The organism is Acidimicrobiia bacterium (genome assembly GCA_035651955.1).
Classification (GTDB): Bacteria; Actinomycetota; Acidimicrobiia; order IMCC26256; family JAMXLJ01; genus JAMXLJ01.
In genome coordinates, this window is record DASRES010000023.1 from 25,003 (window position 1) to 48,708 (window position 23,706).

The following is a 23,706-nucleotide window of genomic DNA, read 5'->3' on the forward strand; positions in this document are numbered from 1 at the left end:
GGTACCCGCGCGGGCGTGCGGACGAAGCCGGGCCGTGCGCGGACGCGCGGTCCGGCCCGGCCAGAGGGAGCCAAGGGCATGACCCAGGACCGCGAGAAGAGTGGGCGGACGCTCGAGGAAGAGGGCGTCCCCGATCTCGAGGGCCCGCTCGTGGAGAAGGAGATCACCGGCGACCCGCAGGAGGGCGTCGCCCCACCGAACTACCGGCCCAAGGCGTCGACCGACTGGGGCACGACGGTCGACGAGCAACGCCGTCCCGAGCCGCTCGACGTCCGCATCGCGCGCGAGCAGCCCGAGGTGGGCGTGGGCGACGTGGCTCCGGATCCCGACGCGTGGGAGCGTCCTGTCCGTCTCACCGACGGGGCGGACGCGGACGTCGGCGTCCGTGACGACGAGTCGGAGATGCTCGGCACGGACGCGCCCGGCGAGCCCGACGACTACAGCGCCGAGGAGCTCGCGCTGCACGAGGAGCGTGACTGACGCACGCGCGCGTCACGCGTTGCCGGCGACGATCTCCGCGAGGCTCAGGAAGAGCGCGTCCGCGATCGGCAGGTATTGCACCTGCTGGTTCTTGCCGGTACCGGTCACCTCGAACGGCTCACCGTCGAACATGACGACGATCGCGGTCCGCGTCGACGGGTTGTAGAAGAGGTCGGTCGTGAAGCCGTTGACGATCCCGTTGTGGCCGAAGTAGCCGTACGCGCCCTCGAGCCCGAGGCCGTAACCCACCGCGACCGTGGGCGTCTTGCCGAACCCAGGGAGCGCCGGGAACTCGACGTCCGTCGCGAGGAGCTGCTCCCGCACCTTCTGCATCGACGGTGACAGCAGCTCGCCGGAGCCGAGCGCGTGTGCCCAGCGCGCCAGGTCCGGCAGCGTCGAGATCATCGCCCCGGCGCCGCCGAGCACGCTCGGGTTCACGGTGGTCGCGACCACCACGTGACCCGCGGGCAACGCGATCTGGTACGGCGTCGCGGCCGGCTGCGGCATCGACAGTGACGTCGTCGGGAAGGACGTGTGCGTGAGGTGGAGCGGGCGCAGGATGCGATCCTCGACGAGGTCCTCGAACGGGCGACCCGTCACCTCCTGCGCGATGAGCGCGAGCAACTGGTAGTTCGTGTCCGAGTAGCTCCACGTCCCCGGCGGCTGCGATCCGTCCGCGATCGCGAGGTCGACGATCTGCTGCGGCGTCCACGCGCGCGCCGGGTCCGCCGCCGAGAGCTTCGACAGCGTGGAGCCCGGCCCGCCCTCGTCGAAGATCCCGCTGTGCATGTCGAGCAGGTCGCGGATGGTGATCTGCTCCGCGTACGGCAGCCGCGGCTCCCATCGGTCGACGTCCTCGTCGAGGTGCAGCCGGTGCTCCTGGACGAGCTGGAGGATCACGGTCGCGGTGAACGTCTTCGTGACGCTGCCGATGCGGAAGTGCGTCGCCGGGTTGACGGGCTGCGGCGGCTGGATCGTCCGCAGCCCGGTCGTCGACGTGAAGGTTCCGACGCCCGGTTCGTCGACCGTCACCGCGATGCCGGGGATGTCGTAGCGGGAGTGCGCGAGCGCGACCGCGCCCGCGAGCTCGCTCGCCACCGCGGCCGGAAAGGCGCGAGCGCGACGGTGCTCGTGCTCAGGCGCCGCACGGCGCCCGCCGTCTGCCGCGCCCGCGGTCGCGGGAACCAGGACGAGCGACGCCGCGCACGCGAGCGTCACGAGACCGACCGTCACCCGCCCGCGCATCCGCCCCTCCCCGAGTCCCCCGGAACGCCTCTGCGCCGGCACCGATCGTCACATCACCGCCGCGAGCCGCGCAAACACGCCACTCAGTCGGGTCAGTCGGGATCGTGCCCCGCGTCGACGTCGCGCACGTCGGAGAACGAGAGCTGTGCGACGTCGCGAGTGACGATCCCACCGGCCAGCGGGTCGAGCACGTGGCAGACGTGATCCCCCGTGTCGAGGCGCGCCGTGACCCGTCCCGCGAACCAGTCGCAACCGTCGAGGACCGGTACTCCGGCGGGACCCGGCTGCCACGAGCAACGGGCGAACTTGTCGACGTCGTCGCCGGTGCGCGCGCCGAACAGCTCGGCGAGCGGGTGGTCGCCCTGCCGGAGCGCGTGGACGGCGAGCACCGCGCTCGTCGTCGCGATGCGGTACGTGTGGTTCGCCTTCGAGATCCACACCGCGAACGCGAGCGGCTCGATGCTGCACTGCGACGCGAACCCCACCAGGCAGCCGGACCGCTCGTTCGCGTTCGCAGCGGTGACGATCCACATCGGGTAGTCGATCGTCGCGGCGATGTGCTGCAGGGCGGCGACGCCGCCGATGTCTGCGCCCGTCACGTCGCGCGCAGTGTAGGCCTGCATGTCGGAGCCGCCGGGTACCCTCCCTGCGTCCGTCGGAGAGAGGTGCCGTGTCCGACCCCGCTCCCGCGTCGAAGCCCGCGGATCCCGCCGTCGTCGGTCTCGTCCCGCGACCGCCCGACCGCTGGACCGAGATCCTCGACTCGCTCGACGACGCGGCGAACCTCGTGCACGTAGCCCCCGACGTCGTGAAGCGCCTGCGCGTCCCGCGGCGCGTGCTCGAAGTCGCGGTGCCGCTGCGGCGTGACGACGGCACGATCGATGTCTACACGGGCTGGCGCATCCATCACGACACGAGCCGCGGCCCGGGGAAGGGCGGGATCCGCTTTCACCCCGCGCTCGATCGGTGGGAGGTCGCCGCGCTCGCCGCCGCGATGACGTTCAAGACCGCGCTCGTCGACCTCCCGTTCGGTGGCGCGAAGGGCGGCGTCCGCTGCGACCCGACCACGCTCTCGCTCGGCGAGCTCGAGCGCCTCACCCGCCGGTACGCATGGGAGATCCTCCCGATGCTCGGGCCCGACAAGGACGTGCCCGCGCCCGACGTGAACACGGACGGGCGCGTCATGGGCTGGCTCATGGACACGATCTCGCTCGCGCGCGGCGAGGTGTCGCCGAGCTCCGTGACCGGGAAGCCGACCGTGATCGGCGGGACCGACGAGCATGCGGGCTCGACGGCCAACGGCGTCGTGCACACGGTTCGGTCCGTGTTCGATGCGCTCCGCATGCCCGTCGCCGGGAGCCGCGCCGTGGTGCAGGGTTTCGGGAAGGTCGGCGCGCCGCTCGTCTTCCTGCTCCACTCGGCGGGCATGCGCGTCGTCGCCGTCAGCGACGTGCGGGGCGCGGTGCACAACCCCGGCGGGCTCGACGTCCCGAGCCTTTCGGAGCACGCGACGCGCGCGGGTTCGGTCGCCGGCTTCGCGGGTGGCGACGACCTCGATACGCTCGATCTGTTCGCGGTGCCGAGCGACGTCGCGATCCCAGCCGCGCTTGCGGGCACGATCGACGACACGGTCGCCGCGCGTGTCGCGGCGCGGGTCGTGGTCGAGGCGGCGAACGGCCCGACGACCGCCGCCGGCGACCGCGTGCTGCGGGAGCGGGACGTCGTCGTCGTCCCCGACATCCTCGCCAACGCGGGCGGCGTCACCGACTCGTACTTCGAGTGGGCACAGAACCGTCAGGGCGTCGCGTGGGAGGACGGCGTCGCCGCCGGGCTGCTGCAGCGGATGATGCGCGCGGCGTTCGTCGAGGTGTGGGAGCGCGCCGCGACGCTCGGGGTGACGTTGCGGCGCGCCGCCTACGCGGTTGCCGTCGAGCGCGTCGGCGCCGCGATCAACGCCCGCGGCCTGTTCCCGTAGACGGCGCTCGCCGCTCGCCGTCAGGCGCGGGCCGCCCGTCTCAGGCGCATCGCGCCGCCGACGAGGATCACGCCGAGGTAGATCAGGAAGAACCCGAACAGGAGTGCGAGCGCGAGGACCGTGACGTGCGGCCAGACGAGCGTCACGATGCCGATCAGCATCGCCACGACCCCCTGGCCGACATACCAGCCCCGCTGGCCCCGCGAGGCGCGCGCGTGGAACGCCGCGCCGATCTCGAACCCACCGACGAGGAGGAGCTCGATGCCGAAGATCAGCGCGAGCACCGTCACGGTGATGCCGGGCCAGACCAGCGTGATCACGCCGAGGACGAGATCCGCGACGCCCCGCAGGAGCAGGAGCCACCACTCGCGCGTGTGACCGCGCAGCGCGATCCCATGCGCGATCTGGGTCGGTCCCTCGATGACGAGGTAGACGCCGAGGATCACGGCGATCGCGAGGACGGTCCCGCCCGGCCACACGACGGTCAGGATCCCGGCGATCACGGCCCACACGCCGGCGAGCAGCGGGAGCCACGCGAACCGTCGAAGCACGTGCGTGACGTCGGGTGGCGTGCCCGGGGCCGTCACCGGCGGCGGTTGCGCGTCCGTCATGGGGCTCATGATCCCCTGGCGGGACGGCTCGCGCGCGCATGCCGGCGCGCGCGGCGTTCCGCCGGGCAGCACCCGGGGGAACATCTCTCGGCATGAAGAGCCTGCGCCGCCTGTTCGGGTCGAGCGGCCCGGCCGTCGCGTGGTGGGCCTGGGAGCACCGGGACGAGGTGCTCGACTGGGCGGGGTTCGGCGTCCGATCGACCCGGAAGCTGCTGTCGGGCGAGGGCGGCGACGCCGCGACGGAGGCCCGCATCCGCGCCGCGTTGACCACCGATTCGCGGACGCGACGCGCGCCCGGGCTCCACGTCGAGGTCCACGACGGCGTGGCCCGGTTGGACGGCGCCGTGGCCGAGGACGTGCGCGACGTCGCGTGCAACATCGCGGCGCGGACAGCCGGGGTGCGGCGGGTCGAGGACCGGCTCGAGGTCCTCGGACGCCGTCGTCGCCTCGCCTTCTGACGCAACCCCTGCCGCGCTTGAGCGCGAGCGGGTCGCGTGCCGATGAACGGATGTGTCCCGACGTGTGTCGTCGCTGCTGCTGGCGGTCGGCCTCGCCGCTGCCGTCGTGGCCGCGGCCGCGTTCTCGATCGAGAGCGTCGTCCTCGATCCCGGCCGCGTCCGTGCGGCCGGTCCCGCCGTGCTCGCGACCGCGCCCGTCCGCCGGGAGCTCGTCCCGCGCGTCGCGAGCGAGATCCGCGACCAGGCGCCGGGCGCGGGCGCGCTGACACCGGGCCAGCTCGACGACGTCGCGCGCGCGACGCTCGCCGAGCCCACGTTCATCCATGCGTTCTCCGGCGCACTGGTCGCGGTCCGGGGTCACGTGTTCGCGAGTGAGCAGCGCGCCGTCGTCCTCGATCCCGGCGACGTCGCCACCGCGATCACGCGTGCGTCCGACGGCATCCCCGCGCTCGCCGGGACCGGCACCGGGACGGCGCTCGCGCCGCACGTCACCATCGACGTCGGCTCGGCACCCGACCTGCACATCGTGTCGAGCGCGATCCGGACCTCGGGCCGCATCGCGCTCGTCGTGGCGGTGCTGGCGCTCGCGATCGCGGTACCGACGGCGGTGCGCCCCCGGCGGGCGCTCGCCCGGGTGGCGCGATGGGCGGTCGTGGTCGGCGTCGTGCAGATCGTCGTGCTGTGGCTGCTGCCGCGGTTCCTCCTCGCCGCGTTCGGCGCGTGGCCCGACGTCGCGGCCGCGCTGATGCGCACCGCGGGCGCACCGGTCGTGCTGCTCGCCGGCGCGATCGTCGGCGTCGCGTGCGCCGTGCTCGCGGCGATCGGTCGCATCGAAGCGGGCGCGCGACGTCGGGTCCGCGACGCGGAGCTGGATGACCTCCGCCGCCGGACGCAATGGTCACCGCCGCCGGCGGCTCCCGTGCCGCAGGCACCGAGACCCCGGCCGCGCTCCGGCGTCTGACGACGCCGCCGCGGCGCGATCCCGTGCGGCTGGGCGAGCGCGGTGGATCAGCGCGTCCGCTTGGTGGAGCGGCGTGTCGACTTGCGCGCCGTCGACTTGCGGGCCGCCGTGTTGCGGCCGCCCGTGGACTTGCGGCCCGACGCGCGGGTCGACTTCTTCGTGCCGGTCGTCTTCCGCCGGGTCGTCTTGCGGGCTGCGCTCTTGCGCCCCGTCGACTTCCGGGTCGACTTCTTCGTCGACGTGCGCGGACTCGTCCTCTTCGCGCCCGTCGACTTGCGGGTTGTCGCCTTCCGCCCCGTGGACTTCCGTCCGGTCGTCTTCCGGCCCGCGGTCTTCCGTGCCGTCGACTTGCGGGCGGTCGACTTGCGCGTTGTCGACTTGCGCGCGCCCGTCGACGTGCGGGTCGCCTTCTTGGCACCCGCCTTCTTCCCGGCGGCCTTGCGGGTTGTCGACTTCCGGCCCGTCGCCTTCTGGCCGCCCGACTTTCGTGCAGTCGACTTGCGGCCGGTCGCCTTGCGCGCACCGGTCCGCTTCGTCGTCCGGCGCGTGCCGGGCTCGGGTGCCGGAACGGGTGGCGGCATCGGCATCGCGCTGGCGAAGTCGTCGACCGACGACCGAACCTCGGTGCCGGCGAGCGCGCCGAGCTCGTCGTCGATGCCTTGCAGGCGGTCGTGGGATGCACTGTCGGAATGCATCGCCCCCTCCTCGTCCACGTGGTTCGCGGTCCCGTGTTCGCGCCGTCATCGCGCCGTGGTCGCGGCCGGCGTCCGTGCACGTGGTGTGCCGACCGGATCCCGCAGTGCGTACCCCGTCACGATGCGCTCGAATCGCGCGACACGCAAGCGCGCGCGTGCGCACGCGATCGGGGTACACGTGTCGGCACGCGCACGCCGACGACGGGAGGTCCGGTGAGCGACGCGAATGCCGTGACCGTCGACGTCCGCCGGGCGCCGCAGCGCTTCCACACGCGACTTCCGTGGCTCGACTCGTGGCACTCGTTCAGCTTCGGCGAGCACTACGACCCCGACAACACGCACCACGGGCTCCTGCTCGTGAACAACGACGACACGGTCGAGCCGCGGTCGGGGTTCGGCACGCACTCGCACCGCGACATGGAGATCGTCACGTGGGTGCTCTCCGGCGAGCTCGAGCACCGCGACAGCGCCGGGCATCACGGCGTGATCCGCCCGGGCGTCGCGCAGCGCATGAGCGCGGGGCGCGGCGTCGCGCACTCCGAACAGAACCCGAGCCCGGACGAAGCCGTCCACTTCGTCCAGATGTGGGTGCTTCCCGACACGCGCGGGCTCGACCCGTCCTACGAGCAACGCGACATCGGCCCGTCGATCGCACGCGGTGTGCTCACGCCGGTCGCGTCAGGCCGCGCACACGACGGCGCCGTCTCGATCCACCAGCGCGACGCGGTGCTCTGGTGCGCGCACCTGGAACCCGGCGACACGGTCCGACTCCCCGGAGCCCTTCACGTGCACGTCTTCGTCACACGCGGTGGCGCCGCGCTCGACGGAACGGAGCTCTCGGCCGGCGACGCCGTGCGCCTGACGCACGCGGGCGAGCAGTCGCTGTCCGGGACGCGCGACGGCACGGAGATCCTCGTCTGGGAGACGGCGTGAGCGCGCCCGCCGCGTAGCTCAGACGTCCGGCGCGAACGCCGGGCCCATCTCGTCGTCCACGAGCGCGGACGCCTGCTCGAAGCCGGCGCGACGCAACCGCCGCTTCGTTGCTCCGTAGACCCGTGTCGGGAGCTCGACGAGCTGCTCGGCGAACTCGTCGACCCGTGCACCGAGGCGCTCTCCGCCGACGATCTCGTGGACGAACCGGCGCTCGGCCGCCTCGCGCGGCGACATCACGGCCGCGCTCAGGATCGCCTCCTGCGCACCGACGGGCCCGAGCGCGGACTGCACGATCACCGTCGCCCACGTCGGCATGACGAGCGAGATGGCCGTCTCCGTCAGGCCGATGCTCGCGTCGACGTCGGCCGCGATCCGCCAGTCGCACGCGAGCGCGAGCACCGCACCACCCGCAACGGCGTGACCGGTGATCGCGGCGATCGTCGGGAACGGCGCGTTCCAGACCGCGAGCAAGCCGCGTGCGATCCGTCGGAGCGTCGCCGTGCGCGCGACCGGGTCGTCGGAGCGCACGAGGTTCAGGTCGATCCCGCCCGAGAAGCACCGTTCGCGCCCCCACAGCACGAGCGCGCCTGCGCGGTCGGCCTCGGTGCGCGCGAGCACGTCCTCGAGACCGGCGAGCGACTCGTCGTTCAGCGCATTCGCCTTGCCGTCGTCCATCCGGGCGTGCGCGACCCGGCCCCTGAGCTCGTACGTCACTGACACGGGCCGATCGTGTCACACCGGGATGTCTTGCACGCGGTGTGAAAGCTCCTTACCCTTCCCGCGGTGGCGACGGAGACCGCCTCGGACGCGGGCACCGACGGTCGCACGGCTCGAGCGGCACGCACGCGCGACGCGGTCGTCGAGGCGCTCCTGTCCCTCATCGACGAGGGGGACGTGCGGCCACCAGCTCGGCGGGTCGCGGAGCGTGCGGGCGTGTCGCTGCGGTCCGTCTACGTCCACTTCGACGACCTCGAGGACCTCTACTGCGCGGCCGCGAAGCGCCAGTACCGGCGCATCTCGGCGCTCGTCGTCACGCTCCCGACGGACGGCCCCCTCGACGCACGGCTGCGCGCATTCGTCGACCAGCGCGCCCGCGTCCTCGAAGCCGGTGCGCCCGTCCGGCGCGCCGGACTGTTCCACGCGGTCACGTCACCGACCCTCGCGCGCGTCATGCACGTCAGCCGGAAGGCAGGCCGCGCCGAGGTCGAGAAGGTCTTCGGCACCGAGCTCGACACCTACGCACGTGACGCCACCGAACGGCGCCATCTCCTCGCCGCGCTCACGACGGCAGCCAGCGCGGCGACGTGGGAGACGTTGCGCGAGCACGAGCAGCTCGGGATCGACGACGCGGCCGCGGTGATGCACGACATGCTCGCCGCGATCCTCGCGTCGCGCCGTCCGAGAACCGCCGCGCGGCGCGGCGGACCACGCGCCCGCGCGGCGCCAAGGCGAGCGCGGGGTTAGCTTCCGCAGGCCACCGGACCGAGGGGGAGTCGGGTTGCCGGTCGCGACGAACGAAGCGGGGACGTCCGCCATTCGGAGTGTCGGCGCGGGTCTTCGTGCGCACGACATCGACCCCGGGCGCGCGAGCGCGTTCCTCGTCATGCCGGTCATCGCGCTCGTGCTCCGGCAGGTCTGGAACGTGCCGTGGGGCGTCGTCGTGCAGGGCCTCATCATCGGCGGCCTGACCGCGCTCGTCGCGCTCGGCATCGCGCTCGTCTACCGCGCGAACCGCATCATCAACTTCGCCCAGGGCGACCTCGGCGCGGTCCCGGCGACCCTCGCCGTCCTGCTGATCATGAGCCTGGGCGTGCCGTACGTCGTCGGCTTCGCGACGGGGCTCGTCGCCGCGATCGTGCTCGGCATCCTCGTCGAGACGCTCATCATCCGCCGCTTCTTCCGAGCCCCGCGGCTGATCCTGACCGTCGCGACGATCGGTCTCGCGCAGGTGCTCGCGGCGTGCGGGCTCCTGCTGCCCAACCTCTTCGACTCGTCGACGTTCGCGCCCCGGCTCGAGCCGCCCTTCCACCTGACGTTCACGGTCAACCCGATCCGGTTCGAGGCCACCGACATCCTGACGTTGTTGACCGTGCCGCTGGCGTTCCTCGCGCTCGCGCTGTTCCTGCGCCGCTCGAGCGTCGGCATCGCGATCCGCGCCGCGGCGGAGCGCGCGGACCGGGCGTCCACGCTCGGCATCCCGGTGAGGCGCATCCACACCGTCGTGTGGGTGATCGCGACGGTGCTCGCGTTCGTCGCGATGTTCCTGCGCGCCGGAGTCGTCGGCCCGCAGATCGGCTCCGTGCTCGGGCCCGACATCCTCCTGCGCGTGCTCGCCGCGGCCGTGATCGGGCGGATGGAGCGGTTCCCGACGATCGCGTCGGCCGCGCTCGGCCTCGGCATCGTCGAGCAGGACATCTTCTGGCACTGGCACGAGGCGTCCTACATCGACCCCGCGCTGTTCGTGGTCATCCTCGGCGCGCTGCTGCTCATCCGTCAGTCGCGTCGCACGTCGCGCATCGACAGCGACGAGACGTCGACCTGGCAGGCGGCGCGCGAGGTGCGGCCCGTCCCCCGCGAGCTCGTGCGCCTCCCCGAGGTCCGCTACGCGCGCTGGGGACTCGGCCTCGCGGTGTGCGCGTTCCTGCTCACGCTCCCCGCGTGGCTCGACCAGAGCCGCGTCAACCTCGCGGCGGCGATCGTGATCTTCGGCATCATCGGCCTCTCGCTCGTCGTGCTGACGGGCTGGGCCGGCCAGGTGAGCCTGGGCCAGATGGCGTTCGTGGGGATCGGCGCGGCGGTGGGCGGCTCGCTCACGTCGCGCCTCGGCTGGGACCTGTCGATCGCGCTCGTGGTCGCCGGGCTCGCGGGCGCGGTCATCGCGGTCGTCATCGGCTTCCCGGCCATCAGACGCGGTGGGTTGACCCTCGCGGTGATGACGCTCGCGTTCGCGCTCGCCGCGTCGTCGTACTTCCTCAACCGTCAGTTCTTCTCGAACTGGCTGCCCGCGCTGCGCATCGACCGACCGCCGATCTTCGGCAGCGTGGACGTCGCCAGCGAGACGCGCTTCTACTACCTGACGCTCGCGTGTCTCGTCATCGCGCTCGCGATGGTGCGAGGCGTCCGTCGCAGCCGCACCGGCCGCGTGCTGATCGGCATCCGCGAGAACGAGCGCGCCGCGCGCTCGTTCGGTGTCGACGCGACGCGCACGAAGCTCGCGGCGTTCGCCTTCTCCGGGTTCCTCGCCGCGTTCGCGGGCGCGCTGTTCGTGCACCACCAGACCGGCCTCGGCACGGCGCCGTACCAGCCCGAGGAGAGCCTCACGGTCTTCACCATGGTCGTGATCGGCGGGCTCGGCTCCGTGCCGGGCGCGCTGCTCGGCGCGACGTACGTCCGCGGCGTGGACTGGTTCGTGCCGTCCGACTACCGGTTCCTGGCGACGGGTGCCGGGCTCCTCCTCGTCCTGATGATCGCCCCCGGCGGTCTCGGTGCGGTGATGTACGACGTGCGCGACTGGTACCTGCGCAAGGTCGCCCACCGGCGCGGCGTGGTCGTCCCGAGCCTCGTCGCCGACGTGCGACAACCCGAGCCCGTCCCACGGGCCGACCAGGCGGCCGCCGAGGCCGAGGCCGAGGAGACAGCCGACGCGATCAGTCAGGGGTTGCACTCGTGAACCGCGTGCGCACCTGGTTCTCGACGCTCGGCGGCGGCGCGGCGCTGTACCCGCTCGTCGTGCTGTTCGGACTGGCGACGGTGGAGCAGTTCGACCAGCGCGCGTTCGACGTGTTGCTCCCGAACATCCGCGACGCGTTCGGCCTGAACACCCAGGCGATCCTCGCGGTCGTCGGGTTGACGGGCGCGGCCGCGCTCGTCATCGCGGTGCCGATCGGGTTCTACGCGGACCGGTGGTCGCGTGTCCGGATCGCGACCTGGGGCGCGCTCGCGTGGGGTGTCTTCTCGGTGCTGACGGGCTTCGCGCCGGTCCTCTGGGTGCTCGGCCTCGCTCGGGCCGGCTCCGGGCTCGGCGGCGCCACGATCGTCCCGACGCACAACTCGCTGCTGTCCGACTACTACGACATCCCCGCGCGTCCGAACGTCTACGCGGCACACCGCGCCGCGTACGCGGTCGGTGCGTGCATCGGCCCGCTCTTCGCCGGCCTGCTCGCGTACTACTTCGGCTGGCGGACGCCCTTCGTCGTCTACGGCCTGCCGACGCTCGTGTTCGTCATCCTCGCGCTGCGCCTGCGCGAGCCCCTGCGTGGTCACTTCGAGCGCGCCGCGATGGGCGTGAGCGACGAGGTCCGCGACACCGAGGACATCCCGCCGTCGATGGCCGAGTCGTGGCGGATCGTGTGGAGCGTGGGCACGCTGCGCCGCGTCTTCTACGCGCTGCCGTTCCTCGCCGTCGCGTTCCTCGGGCTGCTCAGCCTCGGGTCGCTCTTCTACTCGCAGACGTTCCATCTCGACGAGCGGGCCCGCGGGTACATCGCGGCTGCCGTGGAGCCGGCCCAGCTCGTCGGACTGTTCGTGGGCATCCCGATCGCGACGCGCCTGCTCGCGCGCGACGCCGCGCTCGTGCTGCGGTTCCTCGCCATCGTCGGCTTCGTCGTGGCGGCCGCGTGGACGGGGTTCGCGTTGAGCCCGACGCTGCCTGTCGCGATCGCCATGAACGTGATCGTCTCGGGCATCGTCGTCATCCTGATCCCGGGCATCTTCGCGGCGCTCTCGCTCGCGATGCCCCCGAAGGCCCGCTCGTTCGGGTTCGCCGTCGCGGGGCTGTGGATCCTGCCCGGGCTCGTGCTCCTGCCGATCATCGGCAGCGCGGCCGACGCGTGGGGCATCCGGGGCGGGCTGCTGCTGATGGTCCCCGTCTTCGTGATCGGCTCGCTGATCATCGCCTCGGCGGGCAGCGAGGTGAACGACGACATCCGCAAGGTGTGGACCGCGGCGGCCGCCCAGGCGGAGGTGCTGTACGAGCGCCGGCAGGGCCGCGTGAAGCTGCTGCTCGCGCGCGGCGTCGAGGTGGAGTACGACGGCGTCCAGGTGCTGTTCGGCGTCGATCTCGAGGTCGACGAGGGCGAGATCGTCGCGCTGCTCGGCACCAACGGGGCCGGGAAGTCGACGCTGCTGAAGGCGATCTCCGGCCTGGTCGAGGCGAGCGCGGGCGCGATCGTGTTCGACGGCCGTGACATGACGCACACGCCGCCGGACGAGATCGCCCAGCGCGGCGTCGTCCAGGTGCCGGGCGGTCAGGGCGTGTTCCCGTCACTGACCGTCGCCGAGAACCTCCAGCTCGCCGGCTGGCTGCGCCGCCACGACGCCACGCACGTACGCGACGCGACCGAGCGCGTGCTGGGGATCTTCCCGGTGTTGCGCGACCGGCTCGACGAGCCGGCCGGCAACCTCTCGGGCGGTCAGCAGCAGATGCTGACGCTGGGCATGGCGTTCATCGAACGGCCGCGCCTGCTGATGATCGACGAGCTGTCACTCGGGCTCGCGCCCGCGGTCGTCGAGCAGTTGCTCGAGATCGTCCGCACGCTGCGCGAGGCGGGAACGACGATCATCCTCGTCGAGCAGTCGGTGAACGTCGCGCTCACGGTCGCCGAGACCGCGTACTTCATGGAGAAGGGCGAGATCCGCTTCCACGGCCCGACCGCCGAGCTCCTCGACCGTCCCGACATCCTGCGGTCCGTGTTCCTGGAGGGAGCGGCGAGCGTCCGCGAGGCGGGTATCCCGTCGAGCAGCGAGCGCGACCATGGGGATCGCGCGGCGAGCGTGACGGGCGACGCCGAGCCACCGTCGATGGAGCCGCTGCGCGTGCCTGCGGCGCCGGCGCGCAACGGCAACGGTCGCAGGAACGGGCACGCGACCGTGCCGGCGGGCGAGGCGCGCCTGTCCGTGCGTGACGTGACGAAGCGCTTCGGCGGGATCACCGCGCTGCGCGACGTGGGGTTCGACGTCGCGCCCGGCGAGGTGCTCGGCTTCATCGGGCCGAACGGTGCCGGCAAGACGACGCTCTTCGACGTCGTGTCGGGCTTCCTGCCCGCGGACCTCGGCACCGTGACGCTGACGGTCGACGGCGAGGCACTCGACATCACCCGCACGTCGCCGCAGCGGCGCGCGCGGCTCGGTCTCGGCCGGTCGTTCCAGGACGGGCGGCTGTTCCCGGCACTCACGGTCGCCGAGACGATCGCGGTCGCGCTCGAGACGCACGTCGAGGTGCGTGACCCGATCGCCGCGGCGCTGAACCTCCCCGCGGTGACCGACTCCGAGGCCGACGTCGCCGAGCGCGTCGAGGAGCTGATCGCGCTCATGGGCCTCGACGCGTTCCGCGACAAGTTCGTGCGCGAGCTGTCCACCGGGAGCCGGCGGATCGTCGACCTCGCGTGCGTGCTCGCACACGGACCGTCGGTGCTCCTCCTCGACGAGCCGTCATCGGGCATCGCGCAGCGCGAGGCCGAGGCGCTCGGGCCGCTGCTCCTGCGGATCCGCGAGGCGCTCGGCGCGAGCATCCTCGTCATCGAGCACGACGTCACGCTCCTGACGTCGATGTCGGACCGGATCGTCGCGCTCGACCTCGGCGAGGTGATCGCGACGGGTCCGCCGGACGAGGTCGTCCAGGACCCGCGCGTCGTCGCGTCGTACCTGGGAACCACCGAATCCGTCGTCGCGCGCTCGGGCAGCCGTCCGGGCACAGGAGGTGCAGACGAGTGAGCATGCAGTCGCGACCCTCTGGCCCCCGGCGCGCCAGCGCGCTGCGTCGCTACGGCCCGATCGTGGCCGTCGTGGCCGTCATCGCGATCGTCGTCGCGGTGTTCGGCGCGACGAGCGGCGGCGGCGGAGGCAAGAAGAACAACGCGGCGTCCGTAAGCGCGTCGGGCAACGGTCCCGTGATGTTCGACAAGTCGCTGAAGGTGGACTGGGGCCCGAACTGCGACACGACCACTGGCAAGGTGAAGATCCCGTCCATCTACGCGCCACCGTGCGTCGAGCCCTTCAAGGGCAACAACGGGGGCGCGACGGCGCCGGGTGTCACCGCTGACACCATCACGGTCGCCGTCTACGTCGGGCAGAACGACCCGCTCCAGGGCGCGTTCCTCACCGGCGCGGGTGCGAACATCACGCCGGACACCAACGCCGACCAGATCATCGACTTCGGCAAGCTGTACGAGTCGCACTTCGAGATGTACGGCCGCAAGGTCGACTTCGTGAAGTACCACGCGACCGGCGGCCCGGCCGACGAGGCGGCGGCGAAGGCCGACGCGATCAAGATCGCCACCGACATCAAGCCGTTCGCGGTGTTCGGCGGTCCGGCCGAGACGAGCGCGTTCGCCGATCAGCTCGCAGCCGAGCACATCGTGTGCGTCGGCAACTGCGCGGGCACGTATCCGACCAGCTTCGTGAAGGCGCGCGAGCCGTACCTATGGGAGTTCGGCCCGCTGACCGACCAGGCGGCGCAGCTCTCGGGCGAGATGATCGGCAAGCAGCTCGGCGGGAAGAAGGCCGTGCACGGCGGCGACGCGGTGAAGGACAAGGACCGAGTGTTCGGGATCCTCCACTACAACACGCCCGACGGGCAGTACACGGAGCTCTTCCACAACCTGCAGGACGCGCTCGCGAAGTACCACGTCAAGGCGGCGACCGACGTCAGCTACCCGCTCGACCTGACCCAGGCGAGCGAGCTCGCGCGCACGACGATCGCCAAGTTCAAGAGCGCCGGCGTGACGACCATCATCATGATGGGTGACCCAATCATGCCCAAGTACTTCACCGACGAGGCGACGAAGCAGAACTACTTCCCGGAGTGGGTGATCGGGCCGAACGTCTTCATCGACACCGCGATCTTCGGACGGACGTACGACCAGAAGCAGTGGGTCCACGCGTTCGGGTTCTCGCTCACGCCGGCGCGCGGCGAGCAGCAGACCGACAACGCGTTCAACCTCTACGAGTGGCAGTACGGCAAGAAGCCGCCGTCGAACATCTACGACGTCACGAACTACGACCCGTCGATCTTCTTCACGGGCGTCCATCTCGCGGGGCCGAACCTGACACCCCAGACGTTCGAGGCCGGGCTGTTCCGCGCGCCGATCGTCGGCGGCGGCCCGACGACGGTGACGATCTCGCGCGGCCATCACGGCCTGTGGCCGGGAACCGATCTCGGCGGGATCGACGACGCGACGGAGATCTGGTGGAACCCGACGGCATCGGGCGTCGACGAGGTCGGTCACAACGGGACCGGGCTGTGGGAGTACGTCGACGGCGGGAAGCGGTACCGCCTCGGGCAGTTCCCGAGCCAGGATCCCGGCTTCTTCGACCCGAACGGCGCGGTCACGATCTACAAGACGCTGCCCGCGTCGGACACACCGCCGTCGTACCCGTCTCCGGCGGGCACCGGCGGGTAAAGGGATCGTCAAGTAGCAGCGGCGTGCGGGCCGCGCGCGTAGCGTGTCGGCCCGCATGCAGCCGACCCCGCCGACCCCCAACCGTTCCCGCAGCCGCGCGTGGCGCCGCTACGTCCCGGTGCTCGCCGTCGTCGTCGTCATCGCGGTCGTCGCCGCGGTCGTCGCCACGATGGGCGGCGGCAGCAGCAAGAAGTCGTCCACGGTGAACGCGACCGCGCAACGCAACGGCGAGCCGCCGCTCTTCTCGCGTGACGCGAAGATCGATTGGGGTCCCAACTGCGACACCCGCACCGGCAAGGTGAAGGTGCCGCTGTCGTACGCGCCGCCGTGCGTCCCGCCGTTCCACGGCAACAACGGCGGCGCGACCGCCAACGGTGTCACCGGCGACACGATCACCGTCGCCGTCTACGAGCAGCAGCCCGACCTGTTGCAGCAGGTCTTCTTCGAGCGCAGCGGCGCCGACGAGACCGTCAAGGCGGAGGAGGCCACGCAGCAGGCGTACGTGAACTTCTTCGAGTCGCACTACGAGATGTACGGACGCAAGGTGAAGCTCGTGTTCGTCAAGGCGAGCGGCTCGGACGACGACGACGCGGCCGCGAAGGCCGACGCGATCAGGGTCGCGACGCAGATCCACGCGTTCGCGTCATGGGGCGGCCCGCAGATGACGAGCGCGTACGCGGACGAGCTCGCCGCGCACGGCGTGCTGTGCGTCGGCGACTGCACGCTCGCGCAGCCCCAGAGCTTCGTGGACCAGCGCGCGCCGTACATCTGGCCCACGGAGCCGTCCTTCGAGCAGGCCGCCGTCCACTGGGCGGAGTTCATCAGCAAGGAGGTCGCGGGCCGGAAGGCCACGCACGCGGGCGACCCGGCGATGCGGAACGAGACGCGCAAGTTCGGGCTCATCCGCTACGACGACGACAGCGGGACGTTCGCGGCGAGCGCGGCGCACTTCACGTCGCTGCTCGCGAAGAGCCACGTGAAGCTCGCGGCCGACGTCGCCTACCCGTTCGACCTCACGAAGGCCCAGGAGACGGCGCGCACCGTCGTCAGCCAGATGAAGGCCGCGGGCGTGACGTCGGTGATCCTCGGTGCCGACCCCGTCATGCCGTCGTACTTCACGAGCGAGGCGACACGGCAGGGCTACTTCCCCGAGTGGATCGTGCTCGGCACCGTCTACACGGACACGACGTTGTTCGGCCGGACGTACGACCAGAAGCAGTGGTCGCACGCGTTCGGCGTGTCGCTGCTGCCCGCCCGGGGCGACGAGGCGAACGACCAGCTCGCCCAGATCCTCACGTGGCAGACGGGTCACCCGCCGGCCGCGAAGACGTACCCCGAGCTCGTCCAGTCACCGCTCATCTTCTTCACTGGCGTGCACCTCGCCGGCCCGCACCTGACCGCGCAGACGTTCCGCGACGGCCTGTTCCGGTATCCGAGCGGCCCGACCCATCCCACGTTGCTGCACGTGTCGTGGGGCAACCACGGCATCTGGCCGACGACCGACTACTTCGGCGGCGACGACGCGACGCTCATCTGGTGGAACCCCGACGCGACGGGCCCCGACGAGGTCGGCAACGACGGCAAGGGGATGTACGAGTACGCGCGCGGCGGCCAGCGGTACCTGCCCGGTCAGTGGCCGAGCGGCGACGCCGACGTGTTCAACCCGGCGGACGCGGTGACGATCTTCAAGACGCTGCCACCGGCCGACACGCCTCCGAGCTATCCGAGCCCCGCGGGCTGAGACGGCAACACCGGCAGGTCGTCGAGATCGGGGACCCGCACCCAGCCCTCGCCGAGCACGTAGCGGCGGATGACCCGCGCCGGGTTGCCGACCGCGACGGAGAAGTCGGGGATCTCGCCGGTGACGACCGCGCCCGCGCCGATCACCACGTGCCGGCCGATCGTCGCACCGGGCAGCACGACCGCACCGTGGCCGAGCCACGAGTCGGACCCGATCGAGACGGGTCGCGGTTCCGAGAACTGCTTGCCGATGGGCAGGGTGACGTCCTCGTACCCGTGGTTCGCGTCCGTGATGTAGACGTGGTGGCCGGTCCACACGTCGTCGCCGATGACGATCTCGCGATGGCCGACGATGCCGCTCCCCTTCCCGATCACCGTGCGGTCACCGATCTCGATCACCGGGTCGTGGTCGGGGACGTGCTCGGGTGACACGCCCGCGGACAGGCTCGAGTACGGGCCGATCATGCAGTCGTCGCCGATGCTGATCCAGCGCTCGCCGAACAGCGCGCTGGCCGGGAAGCAGATCGCGCTCCCCCGCCCGAGGTGCCCGAAGCGCCGGCCCCGACGACTGTTCGGGCCGATCGTGCCGAGCCGCATCGCGTGCTGCCAGGCCCACCGGATCGCCGCCCCGGACGCGACGCGCACCGGGTCGAGCGGCCGTTCGGGTTGCGACACGGCCGCGGAGACTACAGGGTCACTTCGCCCGGCGTGCTCCCGCGCCGAGCAGGTCGGCGGCCTTCGTCATGCCCGGGCGCTTGCCCACGCTCTTGGGCGTGATGTCGACGTCGGTGGCCTGCGCGCGCAGCGCGCCGACCGTGCACTCCTGCCGTGGCCGGGTCGCGAACGGGTCGAACCGGAAGTGGCGCGACGCGTTCCGCCACGTGATCTTGTCGATCTCGTCGTCGGGCACGCCGTCCATGCTCTTCATGAGGAACTCCGGCGACGTCGGCCACGTCGTGTCGGAGTGCGGGTAGTCGCACTCCCAGGTGATCGTGTCGATCCCGACCCGGTGACGGTTCGGGACGCCGGACGGGTCGTCGATGAAGCAGGTGACGAACCGCTCGCGGAAGAACTGGCTCGGCAGCTGGTCGCCGAAGTCCTGGCCGGTCCAGCGGTGGTGGCGCGTGTAGATCCAGTCGACGCGGTCGAAGAAGTACGGGATCCAGCCGATCCCGCCCTCCGACAACGCGATCCGCAAGTCGCGGAACTTGCGGAGCACGGGCGACCACAGCAGGTCGGCCGCGCACTGCACGATGTTCATCGGCTGCAGGCTGATGAGGACGTCGATCGGCGCGTCCTCGGCGGTCACCACGAGCGTCGAGCTCGACCCGATGTGCAGGCAGACGATCGTCCCCTCGTCGACGCAGGCCTGCCAGAACGGGTCCCAGTGGTCCGAGTGGAAGCTCGGCAGTCGCAGCTTCGCGGGATTCTCCGAGAACGAGACGGCGTGGCAGCCCTTGTCCGCGAGGCGGTGGACCTCGTCGGCCATCAGCGCCGGATCCCAGATGGGGACGAGCCCGAGCGGGATGAACCGCCCCGGGTACGCGCCGCACCACGCGTCGACGTGCCAGTCGTTGTACGCGCGGAGGATCGCGTGGCCCGCGTCGAGGTCCGACGAGCGCGAGAAGAGCTGACCGCACAGGTTCGGGAACGACGAGAAGCACATCGACGCGAGGACGCCGTTGACGTTCATGTCCCCGATCCGCTTGTGCACGTCGAAGCAGCCGTCGCGGATCTCGTCGAAGGAGGTCGGCTCCATGCCGTACTCCTCGAGCGGACGACCGGCGACCGCGTTGAGCCCGATGTTGGGGATCTCCTTGCCGTCGTACATCCACACGTCGGTGCCGTCGTCCTTGCGCACGAGGCGCGGCGCGACGTCCGCGTACTTCGCCGGAAGGCGACCCTCGAACATGTCGGGCGGCTCGACCACGTGGTCGTCGACGCTGATCAGGATCATGTCCTCGACGCGCATCGCGAGGTCCTCCTGCGGCTCGGGCTCGACCTGACGGCGACGTCAGCCTACGACCGCTGCCCCGGCAGCGCAGCCGCGACGCGGCGGGCGTCACCCTCCGGGTCGCTCGACCCGATCACGAGCCGGCCGTAGGGCGCCCCGTCGAGCTCGACGACGACCGCCGCCTGCTTCCCGACGATGCACGCGAAGTCCTTCCTGCCCGAGTAGCGACGCGTCCCGATCGCGATCCGTCCCGGCCAACCCGTCCCCGGCGCGCGGATGCCACGCAGCTCGCGGTACGCAGCGTCGGCGACGCGGACGTTCGCGACCGCGCGCAGCGGGACGCGCACGTCCCCGTGGAACGCGGCGAGCTTCTCGAGCCCGCTCATGCGCACGACGATGTCGTCGCCTTGGATCACCAGCTTCGCCATTCCCCGATGGTCGCGCCGCGCTACGCCGCGAAGACGCGACCCCTGGTGTTCGGGTCGAGGGGTGGTGGGCCGGGCGCGTACACGCGGCCGTCGGGTCGTCGGAACACGAGCCCGTCGAGACGGTTCGGATCGCCGCGTACGCGCCACCCGTGCTCGTGCACCCAACGGTGGTGGCGCGGGCACAGCATCAGCAGGTTCGCCGCCTCGGTCGGCCCACCGTGCTCGTCATGCACCATGTGATGCGCGTGCAGCCCCCACGTCCGCGCACAGCCGGGGAACCGGCACGTGCGATCCCGATGGCGCAACACGCGCGCCAGTGCGGGCGACACGGTGCGTTGCCGGGCGCCGAGCCCCACCGGGTTGCCGAACGCGTCGCGGATCAGCACCTGGAGCCACGCGTCGCAAACCAACCGGCGGCACACCTCGGGCGAGATCGGCTCGTCGTGCTCACCCACGAAGCCCGTCGCGGTGTCGTACTCCAGGTGCACGACGACACACGCGCGATCCGTGTCGCTGTCCGCCGCGATGTTCACACCGGCCAGCTCGGCGAGTGCGTCCGCGTAGCGTGCCTCCCACGACTCGACAGTGCCGTCCGGGCCGATCGGATCGCGCTCCACGATCCGCTCCAACGCACGCGTCAGCCGCTCGCCCTGCTCCGCGGTCAGCCGGCCTTTGATGCGCAACATCTTCACCCGCGCGTCGAACCACCACACCAGCGACCGCTGCCGCTGGCGCTCCACATCGTCCTGTTCACGCGCGGTGCGCTTGAGCCGGGCCCGGTACGCGAGCTGGGCGGGCGAGTAGCCGCGCCCGTGCTGCGCCCACCACTCATCGGTCTCGTCGTTCGCGATCTGTGCCAGCGGCGCGAGCTGATCCCACGACAGCTCACCCCGCGCCGCGACCTTCGCGATGTGCTGGAGCTCCTTCAGCCTCCTCGCCGTCGCGACCTGCTGCACCGCGTGCGGACGCGTCACCAACGACTGCGCCGCCACCCAACCCTCCGTGTCGAGCGCTCCGTCGTCGGCGCCGGCGTCGCGCTCGTCGAGCACCGCCAACACGTGCAGCCGTTGGACGCGCACGGCGTTCTCCAACGCGTCCAACTGCCCGAACGCGAACTTCAGCTCCTCCGTCGAACACGCACGAAGACGCGTCAAGAGCTCCGACTGCTCGGACGTCTCCGCCGCGCCGTCTCCGGGGTGTCCGACCCTGCCCTGGCCGAACATGCTGGCATCTTATCGAACACACGTTCGCCCGTCAAGGCGCAGGCCTCAGTCGCCGTTGAAGCGCTGCTCGATCGAACCGATACGAGCTTCGATCTCGCCCGTACGGACCTCAACCCGTTCGAGCCGGCGATCGAGCCGTCCGCGGAGGTCGCGAATCCCGTTGAGGATCGCAGTCTCTGCGGTCCCGATCCGGCGACGTACCTCGTCACTCAGACCGTCGATCCGACGGTGTTGCGTCTCCAGGTCCGCGGCAACGCTCGCGCGGAACTCACGAACCATGGTCTCGAGGTCATCCTCAGGCACGATCCTCCTCACCTACGGATTCCAGCGGTCGTGCACGTAGTGTTCGATCTGGAGCTCGTCGTCGACGGCCTGCGTCCTGTTGTTCAGGCGCGCGAAGAACACCGGCTTGCCCTTCTCCGCGCCCGGCAGCTCGGCCGACACCGGATGGCCGCTCGGCTCGACGTGCACGCGACAGACGTCTTTCCCGTCCACCGTCTGGATCTGCGTCGTCACGTTCGCGGCTGCAGCCAGCCCGACCGCGTTCGCGACGAGCTGGGTCAGGTGGAGCTGGAAGAGGTCGCGGTCGTCCTTGCCGTCCTTGTGCAGCGTCGCGTAGTCGGGCTCGAGGCCGACGACCGTTCCCCCGCCCGTCGACGAGTCGTCGGCCACTCCGATGAGCAGCGTGCCGCCGAACCTATCGTTGAGGAACGCGGCGATCGTCTTCAGCACCGCGCTTTCCATCACGCGGCTCTTCTTCTGCTCGCGCAGATCCCACCGCAGGGTCGACTTGTACTCGAGGTGCTGGTCCTCGCCGCGCTCCAGCAGGTCGCCGAGTGGGCAGGTCTTCTGGAACCCGACCCGCGCCCGCTCGTACACTTCGGGGAGCATCCACGCACGCACGTCACCCGCGAACTGCGCGTCATCGAGCAAGCGGTACGTGAGCTCCTCGGCGCTGTACTGACGCTCCACGACGGCGTCGGTGAACGCGTCCGCGAACGGGATGCCGAAGTTCTCCTTCGTGTTCGCGGCGGCCTGCTGCTGGAGCTTCGGATTGCTCGACATGTCGGCGACGATCCCGTGCAGGTGCAACGCGTCGGCCTCGGTGAGGTCGAGCCCGTACGTCTCGTTGAACCGGCGGATCACGTCCGACAGCGGCTCCATGCCCGGCAGATACCGCGAGCCGGTGCCATCGCCGGTGAACGTGGTCAACGGCTTCGGCTCGTCACCGCCGAGCGAGATGTTCGCGGTGCCCGTCTTCGCAACGCGAAGGTGCGTGAGGTCGAGCTCGAGGTCGAGCGCGACCGCTTCCTCCCGTGGCAACCGCAGCCGGAGCATCCGGCAGTAGACGTAGCGCTTCTCCAGCGACGTGTCCGCGAGCGAGAGCACCTGCGCGAGGAACGCGTACAGGTTGACGAACCGCTCCAACGCCCGACGGAACTCGTGCTGATCGTCCTCGTCGAGCTCGGTGAAGCGTCCCCGGGCCGGATCGAGCTGCTCGTAGAGCTTCGCGTGCAGGGTGGCGTCGTTGCGCGTGCCGCCGAACCACAGCGCCGCGAACGCCTCGATCTCGTCGTCACGCAGCACACCGAAGACGTCCAGCGCGGCGCGCGCGTCGAACAACGTGTTCGGATCCGTAGGCGTGGCGAGCGTGCACTCGTAGAACGGCGCGAACGCGCGCTCGATCTCGTCGGCCTCGTTCGCGAAGTCGAGGACGAACGTCGAGTTCTTCTCGGGATGGATGCGGTTAAGGCGTGACAGCGTCTGCACGGCGTTGACGCCCGACAGGCGCTTGTCGACGAACATCGTGTGCAGCAGTGGCTGGTCGAACCCGGTCTGGAACTTCTCGGCGACGACGAGCAGGTGGTGCCCGGGCAGGGCGAATCGCTCGGCCGTCTCCCGCTCGGGGAAGCGGTTCATCTTGGGCTCGGTGAACTCGGTGCCCGTCGACGGGTCCGTCACGGTTCCCGAGAAAGCGACGAGCGCCGAAACGTCGCCGATGCCCTGCTCGGCGAGGTTGCCGTCGATCGCGAGCTTCATGCGGACCGCGTGGAGTCGCGATCGGCACACGACCATCGCCTTCGCCTTCCCGCCGATCTCGTGACGGGTGTGCGCCCGGTAGTGGTCGACGACGATCTTCGCCCGCTGCTTCATGTTGTCGGGATGCAGCGACACGAACGCGGCGATCTTGGCCGACGCCTTGCGTGACTCGACCTCGGGATCGTCGGCGATCGCGTCCTGGAGCCGGAAATACGTGCTGTAGGTCGTGTAGTTGGCGAGGACGTCGAGGATGAAGCCCTCCTCGATCGCCTGGCGCATCGAGTAGAGGTGGAACGGCCGGTACGTGCCGTCCGGCCCGTCGCGCTCGCCGAAGAGCTCGAGCGTCTTGCCCTTCGGCGTCGCGGTGAACGCGAACATCGACAGGTTCGCGTGACGGCCACGCGCCCGGGCCGCCCGCTCGACGGTCGCAGCGACGACGTCCTGCGGGTCGGGCTCGGCGTCGTCGTTGTCGTCGTCGCCGTTCGCGGCCGGCTCGGTCGACGGGATCGCGCCGAGGACCGCCTTCATCTCCTTCGCGGCGTCACCGGTCTGCGACGAATGGGC

Annotated in this window: 21 protein-coding genes; 10 read left to right on the top strand and 11 right to left on the bottom strand. The window is 71.1% G+C overall.

Going from position 1 to position 23,706, the window contains the following annotated elements:
• The first annotated feature begins 78 nt into the window (after positions 1 to 78).
• The gene (locus tag VFC33_05980; protein ID HZR12782.1) at positions 79 to 480 is read left to right on the top strand and encodes a hypothetical protein; all 402 of its coding nucleotides are present in this window, start codon (positions 79 to 81) and stop codon (positions 478 to 480) included.
• Positions 481 to 492: 12 nt separating this feature from the next.
• Here the strand turns inward: VFC33_05980 and VFC33_05985 are convergent, their stop codons facing one another.
• Both VFC33_05985 and VFC33_05990 read right to left on the bottom strand, forming a co-directional pair.
• Positions 493 to 1,725 carry a serine hydrolase domain-containing protein gene (locus VFC33_05985; protein ID HZR12783.1) on the bottom strand — a complete coding sequence of 411 codons (1,233 nt, stop codon included), beginning with the start codon at positions 1,723 to 1,725 and terminating at the stop codon, positions 493 to 495.
• A gap of 92 nt (positions 1,726 to 1,817) precedes the next feature.
• Complete coding sequence (locus VFC33_05990) at positions 1,818 to 2,324, bottom strand: flavin reductase family protein (protein ID HZR12784.1); 507 nt, start codon at positions 2,322 to 2,324, stop codon at positions 1,818 to 1,820.
• 71 nt (positions 2,325 to 2,395) lie between these two features.
• Between VFC33_05990 and VFC33_05995 the strand changes: the two genes are divergently transcribed.
• Entirely contained in the window at positions 2,396 to 3,700 is a 1,305-nt protein-coding gene (locus VFC33_05995; protein ID HZR12785.1) for a Glu/Leu/Phe/Val dehydrogenase, read from the top strand.
• A 20-nt stretch (positions 3,701 to 3,720) separates the two neighbouring features.
• On the opposite strand, the gene VFC33_06000 is transcribed toward VFC33_05995, so the two are convergent.
• Complete coding sequence (locus VFC33_06000) at positions 3,721 to 4,311, bottom strand: DUF308 domain-containing protein (protein HZR12786.1); 591 nt, start codon at positions 4,309 to 4,311, stop codon at positions 3,721 to 3,723.
• 92 nt (positions 4,312 to 4,403) lie between these two features.
• Here VFC33_06000 and VFC33_06005 point away from each other — a divergent pair, with 92 nt between their 5' ends.
• The gene (locus VFC33_06005; GenBank protein HZR12787.1) at positions 4,404 to 4,769 is read left to right on the top strand and encodes a BON domain-containing protein; all 366 of its coding nucleotides are present in this window, start codon (positions 4,404 to 4,406) and stop codon (positions 4,767 to 4,769) included.
• A 64-nt stretch (positions 4,770 to 4,833) separates the two neighbouring features.
• Positions 4,834 to 5,730, top strand: a complete 897-nt coding sequence (locus tag VFC33_06010) for a hypothetical protein (protein HZR12788.1) — start codon at positions 4,834 to 4,836, stop codon at positions 5,728 to 5,730.
• A 47-nt stretch (positions 5,731 to 5,777) separates the two neighbouring features.
• On the opposite strand, the gene VFC33_06015 is transcribed toward VFC33_06010, so the two are convergent.
• Positions 5,778 to 6,425, bottom strand: coding sequence for a hypothetical protein (locus VFC33_06015; GenBank protein ID HZR12789.1), 648 nt, complete (start codon positions 6,423 to 6,425; stop codon positions 5,778 to 5,780).
• 213 nt (positions 6,426 to 6,638) lie between these two features.
• On the opposite strand from VFC33_06015, the gene VFC33_06020 reads away from it, so the two are divergent.
• Complete coding sequence (locus VFC33_06020) at positions 6,639 to 7,358, top strand: pirin family protein (GenBank protein HZR12790.1); 720 nt, start codon at positions 6,639 to 6,641, stop codon at positions 7,356 to 7,358.
• Between the two features lie 18 nt (positions 7,359 to 7,376).
• Here VFC33_06020 and VFC33_06025 read toward each other — a convergent pair whose 3' ends face one another.
• The gene (locus VFC33_06025; GenBank protein HZR12791.1) at positions 7,377 to 8,078 is read right to left on the bottom strand and encodes an enoyl-CoA hydratase/isomerase family protein; all 702 of its coding nucleotides are present in this window, start codon (positions 8,076 to 8,078) and stop codon (positions 7,377 to 7,379) included.
• A gap of 63 nt (positions 8,079 to 8,141) precedes the next feature.
• Between VFC33_06025 and VFC33_06030 the strand changes: the two genes are divergently transcribed.
• The 5 genes from VFC33_06030 (at position 8,142) to VFC33_06050 (ending at position 17,498) form a co-directional block, all read left to right on the top strand.
• Positions 8,142 to 8,822 carry a TetR/AcrR family transcriptional regulator gene (locus VFC33_06030; GenBank protein HZR12792.1) on the top strand — a complete coding sequence of 227 codons (681 nt, stop codon included), beginning with the start codon at positions 8,142 to 8,144 and terminating at the stop codon, positions 8,820 to 8,822.
• A gap of 34 nt (positions 8,823 to 8,856) precedes the next feature.
• Complete coding sequence (locus VFC33_06035; protein ID HZR12793.1) at positions 8,857 to 11,028, top strand: ABC transporter permease; 2,172 nt, start codon at positions 8,857 to 8,859, stop codon at positions 11,026 to 11,028.
• Complete coding sequence (locus tag VFC33_06040; protein ID HZR12794.1) at positions 11,025 to 14,069, top strand: MFS transporter; 3,045 nt, start codon at positions 11,025 to 11,027, stop codon at positions 14,067 to 14,069. The genes VFC33_06035 and VFC33_06040 overlap by 4 nt, the downstream gene beginning before the upstream one ends.
• A gap of 62 nt (positions 14,070 to 14,131) precedes the next feature.
• Entirely contained in the window at positions 14,132 to 15,757 is a 1,626-nt protein-coding gene (locus VFC33_06045) for a hypothetical protein (GenBank protein ID HZR12795.1), read from the top strand.
• Between the two features lie 55 nt (positions 15,758 to 15,812).
• On the top strand, positions 15,813 to 17,498 hold the full coding sequence (locus VFC33_06050; protein HZR12796.1) for a hypothetical protein: 1,686 nt from the start codon (positions 15,813 to 15,815) through the stop codon (positions 17,496 to 17,498).
• On the opposite strand, the gene VFC33_06055 is transcribed toward VFC33_06050, so the two are convergent.
• The 6 genes from VFC33_06055 to VFC33_06080 form a co-directional block, all read right to left on the bottom strand.
• Positions 17,477 to 18,172, bottom strand: coding sequence for an acyltransferase (locus tag VFC33_06055; protein HZR12797.1), 696 nt, complete (start codon positions 18,170 to 18,172; stop codon positions 17,477 to 17,479). The genes VFC33_06050 and VFC33_06055 overlap by 22 nt on opposite strands.
• A gap of 19 nt (positions 18,173 to 18,191) precedes the next feature.
• The gene (locus VFC33_06060; protein ID HZR12798.1) at positions 18,192 to 19,469 is read right to left on the bottom strand and encodes an amidohydrolase family protein; all 1,278 of its coding nucleotides are present in this window, start codon (positions 19,467 to 19,469) and stop codon (positions 18,192 to 18,194) included.
• A 47-nt stretch (positions 19,470 to 19,516) separates the two neighbouring features.
• The gene (locus tag VFC33_06065; GenBank protein HZR12799.1) at positions 19,517 to 19,879 is read right to left on the bottom strand and encodes a hypothetical protein; all 363 of its coding nucleotides are present in this window, start codon (positions 19,877 to 19,879) and stop codon (positions 19,517 to 19,519) included.
• Positions 19,880 to 19,899: 20 nt separating this feature from the next.
• Positions 19,900 to 21,102, bottom strand: a complete 1,203-nt coding sequence (locus VFC33_06070; GenBank protein ID HZR12800.1) for a DUF222 domain-containing protein — start codon at positions 21,100 to 21,102, stop codon at positions 19,900 to 19,902.
• A gap of 45 nt (positions 21,103 to 21,147) precedes the next feature.
• The gene (locus VFC33_06075) at positions 21,148 to 21,417 is read right to left on the bottom strand and encodes a hypothetical protein (protein ID HZR12801.1); all 270 of its coding nucleotides are present in this window, start codon (positions 21,415 to 21,417) and stop codon (positions 21,148 to 21,150) included.
• The coding region (locus VFC33_06080) for an RNA-binding domain-containing protein (protein ID HZR12802.1) at positions 21,418 to 23,706 on the bottom strand (2,289 nt) is incomplete at its 5' end. It lies immediately after the preceding gene.

Coding starts and splice junctions, on each gene's coding strand:
- VFC33_05980 (HZR12782.1), top strand. CDS start 79: ATGACCCAGGACCGCGAGAAGAGTGGGCGGACGCTCGAGGAAGAGGGC.
- VFC33_05985 (HZR12783.1), bottom strand. CDS start 1,725: ATGCGCGGGCGGGTGACGGTCGGTCTCGTGACGCTCGCGTGCGCGGCG.
- VFC33_06000 (HZR12786.1), bottom strand. CDS start 4,311: ATGACGGACGCGCAACCGCCGCCGGTGACGGCCCCGGGCACGCCACCC.
- VFC33_06005 (HZR12787.1), top strand. CDS start 4,404: ATGAAGAGCCTGCGCCGCCTGTTCGGGTCGAGCGGCCCGGCCGTCGCG.
- VFC33_06015 (HZR12789.1), bottom strand. CDS start 6,425: ATGCATTCCGACAGTGCATCCCACGACCGCCTGCAAGGCATCGACGAC.
- VFC33_06050 (HZR12796.1), top strand. CDS start 15,813: ATGCAGCCGACCCCGCCGACCCCCAACCGTTCCCGCAGCCGCGCGTGG.
- VFC33_06060 (HZR12798.1), bottom strand. CDS start 19,469: ATGCGCGTCGAGGACATGATCCTGATCAGCGTCGACGACCACGTGGTC.
- VFC33_06065 (HZR12799.1), bottom strand. CDS start 19,879: ATGGCGAAGCTGGTGATCCAAGGCGACGACATCGTCGTGCGCATGAGC.
- VFC33_06070 (HZR12800.1), bottom strand. CDS start 21,102: ATGTTCGGCCAGGGCAGGGTCGGACACCCCGGAGACGGCGCGGCGGAG.